This is a genomic window from Pseudomonas sp. P8_241, assembly GCF_034008315.1.
In the GTDB taxonomy this organism is placed as follows: Bacteria; Pseudomonadota; Gammaproteobacteria; order Pseudomonadales; family Pseudomonadaceae; genus Aquipseudomonas.
Window position 1 is genome coordinate 4,141,054 of the sequence record NZ_CP125377.1, and the last position, 6,447, is coordinate 4,147,500.

The following is a 6,447-nucleotide window of genomic DNA, read 5'->3' on the forward strand; positions in this document are numbered from 1 at the left end:
TGTTTTTTGCCTGCGCGACAGGCTGTGCGCAGCAGGCATTTGCTTGAGTGCAGGTGAGATTGCTCAGTAGGTCTTTTCGCCAATGATCCCGGCGCGCTCCATCTTGCGATGGCAGGCCGGGTAATCCATCACGGCGTAGTGCTGGGTGCTGCGGTTGTCCCAGATGGCAATGCTGTTGGGCTTCCAGCGCCAACGCACTTCATACTCGGGAATGCAGGCCTGGCTGGTCAGATACCGCAGCAGTTCGGACGAGCCCTGGGCGTAATCCTGACCGAACCGTACCCGCTCGGGAGTGTGGAAGTTGCTGAAGTGCGTGGTGAACGAGTTGACGAACAACACCTTTTCACCCGTCTCTGGATGGGTACGCACCACCGGATGCTCGGCATCCGGGTACTGCGCCTTGATTGCCAGGCGTTTCTCTATCGGCATCGCTGCGCCGAAGGTCGCCTCGATGCTGTGACGGGCACGCAGGCCTTCGATCTTCGCCTTCACGTCGTCCGGAAGATGCTTGTAAGCCTCCACCATATTGGCCCACATGGTGTCGCCACCGACTGGCGGGCACTCAAGACAACGCAGCACGCAACCCATCGGCGGGGCTTCGCGCCAGGTAGCGTCGGTGTGCCAGGAGTTCTCGTAACGGTCGACCGGACTGTCAGGATTTTTGTAGACCTGCACCAGGCCGGGATGATCCGGGTGACTGCCAACGACCGGATGATCCTCCAGTTCGCCGAAGCGCCGGGCAAAGGCGACATGGTCGGCACGACTGATGTCCTGATCGCGCAGGAATACCACGCGATGCTTGAGCAATTGCGCGCGAATCTCGGCAAACAGACCGTCATCGTGAACCGCGTCGGCGAGGTTGACGCCGATCAGCTCGGCACCAATGCTGCAGGTAAGTTGTTCGACTTGCATGGCAACAGATCTCCTTAGATGACGAAGATCGATGAGCCGGTGGTCTTGCGTGACTCCAGGTCACGGTGAGCCTGCACGGCGTCCTGCAGGTTGTAGTGCTGGTTGATCTCGATCTTGATCTTTGCGCTACCGACCAGACCGAACACCTCACCGGCCAGATCGGCCTTTTCTGCAGGGTCGGCAATGTAATCGGCCAGGGCCGGGCGAGTCAGGAACAATGAGCCCTTCATCGCCAACTGAGCAGGATTGAATGGCGCAATCGGACCGGATGCAGTCCCGACGCAGACCATCAGGCCACGTCGTTTGAGTGAATCCAGCGAACCCTCGAACGTGCTTTTGCCAACGCTGTCGAACACCACATTGACACCGGCACCGTCGGTCAATTCACGTACGCGCCTGGCCACATCTTCATGGCTGTAATTGATCACATGATCACAGCCATGAGCACGGGCGAGTTCGGCCTTGGCCTCGCTGGACACAGTACCGATCACCCGCAGTCCCAGAAGCCTGGCCCACTGCGAAACGATCAGACCGACGCCACCGGCGGCCGCGTGCAACAAGATGCTGTCACCGGCCTTGAAATCATAGATACGACGCATCAAATACGCGGAGGTCAATCCGCGCATGGTCATCGCCGCTGCAGTCTCGAAAGAGATATTTTCCGGCAGCTTGATCAGCGGGGCCGCCGGGATCAAGCGCTCAGTGCTGTAGGCACCTAGCGTGTTGGTAAAGCCGGTATAGCTCACCCGATCACCGACCACTACGTTGCAGACCCCCTCTCCCACTGCTGCCACCACACCGGCGGCTTCAACGCCAATGCCGTTGGGCATCGGAACAGGATAAGTGCCATTGCGAAAATAGGTGTCGGCATAGTTGAGACCGACCGCTACATGACGAAGCCGGACCTCACCAGGACCGGGGTCGCCGACCTCGACTTCTTCCAGGCGAAGAACCTCGGGACCACCGGTTTCGTAAAAACGTACGACTTTGGCCATGCTTTTTTTCTCCAATCAACGTTCTGGGTGCATTACGGCAATTACGTTGATTGGAATCTAAGCTGCAGACAGTCTGAACGTGACTCATCGAACGACAACGGCAGAACATTTCATGACAGAAGTGGTTTGCGATCCACCGGTTCAATCGTAAGCGTCTGCCGAACACATCTTGCACCAGCCCGTTTTGGTGCGGGGTCAGCATATGAGCGAAGGTTAGTGCGCTGTGAACCAGCTGGGGTGTAGCACAGGAAAATGTTCCTTCAGCCAATCCACAAATGCGTCGACCTGAGGCGCAAGATGCGTTCTGCTTGGATAAAGCACGGAAACCAGGCGAGGCTTTGGACGAAATGCCCTGAGCACTTCAACCAATTCTCCGCTTGCGAGGAATGTCTCAACGGCAATTCCAGGAGCTTGAACAATGCCGAAGCCTGCAACACCGCATTGAACGTAGGCATTCGACTCATTCACAGTGATTCCACCATGAGGCGTGTGTGGACGATCTTCGCCGTCTACCGAGAAGTGCCAAGGCAGCGGTCTGTTATTTTGACCGGAAAGGAAGCTTACACATTGGTGGTCTGCTAGATCTTGTAGGGTTATGGGTGCCCCGCAGGCTTGGAGATAACCTGGAGACGCACAGGTCACCATGGTGGCGGTGCCAATTTCTCTGGCCACCATGCTTGAATCCGGGAGGTCACCAATTCGCAATACACAGTCGATGCCCTCGGCGACGAGATCTACCGTACGGTCGGTCACGCCTAGCGCAAGCTCGATTTCGGGAAATGCCTCTGTAAATCTCCTAAGGCTTTCCATGAAGCTGCGCTGGGAAAATGCAGTGGGGATGTCAATTCGAAGCCGACCTCGCAGCGTCGATCCACTACGGTCGAACATGGAAGTGGTTTCTGCGATGGTTGCCAAAATCTCTTTGACGCGTTCGTAAAACCGCTCGCCCTCAGCAGAGTGGATCTCCTGCTGGATGTGGCAGGCGGTGACGGCATCAATCAATCGATTGCTGCTACAAAGGCAGGTGGACGTATCGCACAGATCGGCTTTCTGACAGGCCAAACCTCTGCCCTGAACCTGATGCCTATGATTTTCCGACAAACAACGATTCGCGGCATAGCCGTTGCTCCACGCTCGTCATTTGACCGAATGAACGAATTCTTGAATGAGCACAAGATTCGCCCGGTAATCGACCACGTGTATCCATTCGATCAAGCACGCGAAGCGTACGAACATTTGGCCAGAGGCGCCTTTGGTAAGGTAGTAATCAAAATCGCTTAGGATTAAGCCACTTGAAGTTACGCCGCAGATTTGCGCATCGAAATATGCGCGGTTAGATGGCCACCCAATTATGTGGCAGCAGATCGGCAATCTCACTCGCCCGCTGCGACGGCAGGCGCGTGAGCACGTCCTTCAAATAAGCAGACGGATCATGCCCGTTGAGCCGTGCAGACTGGATCAAACTCATGCATCACAGACCCATTTGCCACGGACATGGCGCTCGACAGTAAATACACCAGGCGTGTAATCCAGTTTTTCGCTGACGTCTTCACCGATACGCTTGAGTGCGCACCCGCAAGGACAATGAGTGTTGTCCTTGCGGGTGGATTAGCGTGCGTGGGAACTCCGCCGGCAACGCCGTGCGCTTGGGCTTTTGCTTTTTATCGGTCGCAGGCGGAGTTGTTTGCAATGCCTGAAGCTCAGCCTCAATCGCCGCGATATCGGTATCGATCAAATCGTCCAGCAAGCTAGCCTGCTGCGGATTTAACGGTTCGCTACGCTTGGCAAACTTCAACCGTTTGAGCTGTGCAATTTCGTGGGTCAGCTTCTCGATAATCGTTTGGTCGCGGTGGATTTGTTTGCCCATTGTCTCGACTGTCTGATCGAGACTTTCCACGCACTGCCTCTGCCAAGTCCCGCCTGGCCGTGCAATTATCCGATCAGTCTGTCGTGGGTTTTCGCCTGTTCTGGCAAAATCGACGGCATTACTTCGCTGCCCAATCTCGACCTCCTAACCCCTGAACAACTGCGCGCTCTGGCAGCGCAGTTGATAAAGGTTGCGCAGGTAGCCGCGCTTTCGGTCGGCCAGCTAACTTTGATGGTACCGCGTGAGTATGGGATTTCGAGGCAGATCATGGCCGGGGTGATATCTGATCGTGACGCCGATGACGGTAATGCCACGGGGATAAAGGCAGGTTGCAGGACGGCACTTTTCTGCGATTGCAGCCGAATCCACTTATGGACGAGGTTCGCGTTGAGGTCGTGGCTCAGCGCGACGCTGGCAATCGAAGCGCCAAGCTGGGCACACTCTTGAATGACTTGGGCCTTGAAGGATTTGGAGTAAGAACGTCGTTGTGGCTGCATGAAATACCCGCTTAAAAGGCTAGAACTGGTGTCCACCTAAATTTAAGTGCACACCATGTCTTGGCTTTGCGGTGCAGGGTAGATGACTTGGCCGGACGGATACGTTGAATCCTTGCCCCGGCAGAAAGCTTTAACTCTCTCGGCTATTTCCACGCCGCAAAAACAAAACCCCAACTGCTTTCGCAATTGGGGTTTCGAAATTTAATCTTGACGATGACCTACTCTCACATGGGGAAACCCCACACTACCATCGGCGATGCATCGTTTCACTGCTGAGTTCGGGATGGGATCAGGTGGTTCCAATGCTCTATGGTCGTCAAGAAATTCGGGTACCGAATCGTGGCCAGCTGGCCGCGCTTCAGCAAATTGGGTATGTGATAGCTTGGTGTTTTGTGAGTATTTCGAACTTTCGGTTCATTGCGTCTTCACACACCGCAATCTGATGCTCTTTCGAGGAATCAAATTGCTTGGGTGTTATATGGTCAAGCCTCACGGGCAATTAGTATTGGTTAGCTCAACGCCTCACAGCGCTTACACACCCAACCTATCAACGTCGTAGTCTTCGACGGCCCTTCAGGGGACTCAAGGTCCCAGTGAGATCTCATCTTGAGGCTAGTTTCCCGCTTAGATGCTTTCAGCGGTTATCTATTCCGAACATAGCTACCCGGCAATGCCACTGGCGTGACAACCGGAACACCAGAGGTTCGTCCACTCCGGTCCTCTCGTACTAGGAGCAGCCCCTCTCAAATCTCAAACGTCCACGGCAGATAGGGACCGAACTGTCTCACGACGTTCTAAACCCAGCTCGCGTACCACTTTAAATGGCGAACAGCCATACCCTTGGGACCGGCTTCAGCCCCAGGATGTGATGAGCCGACATCGAGGTGCCAAACACCGCCGTCGATATGAACTCTTGGGCGGTATCAGCCTGTTATCCCCGGAGTACCTTTTATCCGTTGAGCGATGGCCCTTCCATACAGAACCACCGGATCACTAAGACCTACTTTCGTACCTGCTCGACGTGTCTGTCTCGCAGTCAAGCGCGCTTTTGCCTTTATACTCTACGACCGATTTCCGACCGGTCTGAGCGCACCTTCGTACTCCTCCGTTACTCTTTAGGAGGAGACCGCCCCAGTCAAACTACCCACCATACACTGTCCTCGATCCGGATAACGGACCTGAGTTAGAACCTCAAAGTTGCCAGGGTGGTATTTCAAGGTTGGCTCCACGCGAACTGGCGTCCACGCTTCAAAGCCTCCCACCTATCCTACACAAGCAAATTCAAAGTCCAGTGCAAAGCTATAGTAAAGGTTCACGGGGTCTTTCCGTCTAGCCGCGGATACACTGCATCTTCACAGCGATTTCAATTTCACTGAGTCTCGGGTGGAGACAGCGCCGCCATCGTTACGCCATTCGTGCAGGTCGGAACTTACCCGACAAGGAATTTCGCTACCTTAGGACCGTTATAGTTACGGCCGCCGTTTACCGGGGCTTCGATCAAGAGCTTCGCGTTAGCTAACCCCATCAATTAACCTTCCGGCACCGGGCAGGCGTCACACCCTATACGTCCACTTTCGTGTTTGCAGAGTGCTGTGTTTTTAATAAACAGTCGCAGCGGCCTGGTATCTTCGACCGGCGTGGGCTTACGCAGTAAATGCTTCACCCTCACCGGCGCACCTTCTCCCGAAGTTACGGTGCCATTTTGCCTAGTTCCTTCACCCGAGTTCTCTCAAGCGCCTTGGTATTCTCTACCCAACCACCTGTGTCGGTTTGGGGTACGGTTCCTGGTTACCTGAAGCTTAGAAGCTTTTCTTGGAAGCATGGCATCAACCACTTCGTGTTCTAAAAGAACACTCGTCATCAGCTCTCGGCCTTAGAATCCCGGATTTACCTAAGATTCCAGCCTACCACCTTAAACTTGGACAACCAACGCCAAGCTGGCCTAGCCTTCTCCGTCCCTCCATCGCAATAACCAGAAGTACAGGAATATTAACCTGTTTTCCATCGACTACGCTTTTCAGCCTCGCCTTAGGGACCGACTAACCCTGCGTCGATTAACGTTGCGCAGGAAACCTTGGTCTTTCGGCGTGGGTGTTTTTCACACCCATTGTCGTTACTCATGTCAGCATTCGCACTTCTGATACCTCCAGCAAGCTTCTCAACTCACCTTCACAGG

2 protein-coding genes, 2 rRNA genes and 5 pseudogenes (1 of these 9 only partly in view) are annotated in these 6,447 nt (G+C 54.6%); 1 reads left to right on the top strand and 8 read right to left on the bottom strand.

The annotated features are described in order from the left end of the window. Positions 1–63 precede the first annotated feature (63 nt). From QMK58_RS18585 to QMK58_RS18595, 3 genes and pseudogenes are all read right to left on the bottom strand, one after another. Positions 64–912 (bottom strand): TauD/TfdA dioxygenase family protein, encoded by an 849-nt coding sequence (locus tag QMK58_RS18585; RefSeq protein ID WP_320395252.1) that lies wholly within the window; start codon positions 910–912, stop codon positions 64–66. Positions 913–926: 14 nt separating this feature from the next. Next, complete coding sequence (locus tag QMK58_RS18590; protein ID WP_053158333.1) at positions 927–1,907, bottom strand: quinone oxidoreductase family protein; 981 nt, start codon at positions 1,905–1,907, stop codon at positions 927–929. A 213-nt stretch (positions 1,908–2,120) separates the two neighbouring features. Further along, a pseudogene (locus QMK58_RS18595) lies at positions 2,121–2,864 on the bottom strand (LysR substrate-binding domain-containing protein); the annotation flags it as partial. On the opposite strand from QMK58_RS18595, the pseudogene QMK58_RS18600 reads away from it, so the two are divergent. Beyond that, positions 2,865–3,188, top strand: a pseudogene (locus QMK58_RS18600) (zinc-binding dehydrogenase); the annotation flags it as partial. A 52-nt stretch (positions 3,189–3,240) separates the two neighbouring features. Here QMK58_RS18600 and QMK58_RS18605 read toward each other — a convergent pair. The 5 genes and pseudogenes from QMK58_RS18605 to QMK58_RS18625 all read right to left on the bottom strand — a co-directional run. Beyond that, positions 3,241–3,375, bottom strand: a pseudogene (locus tag QMK58_RS18605) (transposase domain-containing protein); the annotation flags it as partial. A 2-nt stretch (positions 3,376–3,377) separates the two neighbouring features. After that, a pseudogene (locus QMK58_RS18610) lies at positions 3,378–3,843 on the bottom strand (IS66 family transposase zinc-finger binding domain-containing protein); the annotation flags it as partial. A 167-nt stretch (positions 3,844–4,010) separates the two neighbouring features. Next, a pseudogene (tnpA, locus tag QMK58_RS28995) lies at positions 4,011–4,271 on the bottom strand (IS66-like element accessory protein TnpA); the annotation flags it as partial. Positions 4,272–4,476: 205 nt separating this feature from the next. Then, positions 4,477–4,592: ribosomal RNA gene (gene rrf / locus QMK58_RS18620) — 5S ribosomal RNA — on the bottom strand. A 157-nt stretch (positions 4,593–4,749) separates the two neighbouring features. Then, a 23S ribosomal RNA gene (locus QMK58_RS18625) occupies positions 4,750–6,447 on the bottom strand (it continues 1,195 nt past the right edge of the window).

Bases quoted from the DNA above. Each gene is read 5' to 3' on its own strand.
- QMK58_RS18590 (WP_053158333.1), bottom strand. From the start codon at position 1,907: ATGGCCAAAGTCGTACGTTTTTACGAAACCGGTGGTCCCGAGGTTCTT.
- QMK58_RS18585 (WP_320395252.1), bottom strand. From the start codon at position 912: ATGCAAGTCGAACAACTTACCTGCAGCATTGGTGCCGAGCTGATCGGC.